This is a genomic window from Paraburkholderia sp. UYCP14C, from assembly GCF_004197395.1.
GTDB lineage: Bacteria > Pseudomonadota > Gammaproteobacteria > Burkholderiales > Burkholderiaceae > Paraburkholderia.
In genome coordinates this window covers 1-495 of the sequence record NZ_SELS01000341.1, presented here as the reverse complement: position 1 = coordinate 495, position 495 = coordinate 1, and the positions used below count along the sequence as shown (strand labels likewise).

Here is a 495-nt window from a genome sequence, read left to right as displayed (position 1 = left end):
CCTTCCTTCAGATTGTCGAGGACGACGTATTGCGTTACACCACCCAGCTGGCGCCAGGCCTGCTCGTGCAGCTCGGCCCAGACCTGTTTGCTGGACTTCCACACAACGCGGCGGAAGCTGCGTCGCGAGTACCGAAGCGTCATGACGAACAACCGCGGCTTGCGGTAACGGTTTGTGCCCGGCACCCTGGTCAGGGCCCCCTCGCCATAATCAACCTGGGCTTCTCCGCCAGGCTGGAAATCCAGCCGGTCAAACTGGGCCGGTTCATGCTGGCGCAGTGTCCGCACGAACCGCTTGACGCTGTCGTATCCGGCAGCAAAGCCAAACCGGTCCACCAGATCCTGGTAGATGGCCATGGCATTGCGCCGCAGCCGCAACTGGGCCTCTATGAACTCCCGGTGTGACTCGCAGGCCGATATCTGGTTGCTCTTTGCCGGTGGGCAGGGTGGAGGAATTTGCAGCCCGGAGCCGGTGGGCACCGTGGGGGAATTTGCC

Annotated in this window: 1 pseudogene; it reads right to left on the bottom strand. The window is 62.8% G+C overall.

The annotated features are described in order from the left end of the window. Nucleotides 1-495 (bottom strand): annotated as a pseudogene (locus EVC45_RS45150) (IS21 family transposase); the annotation flags it as partial.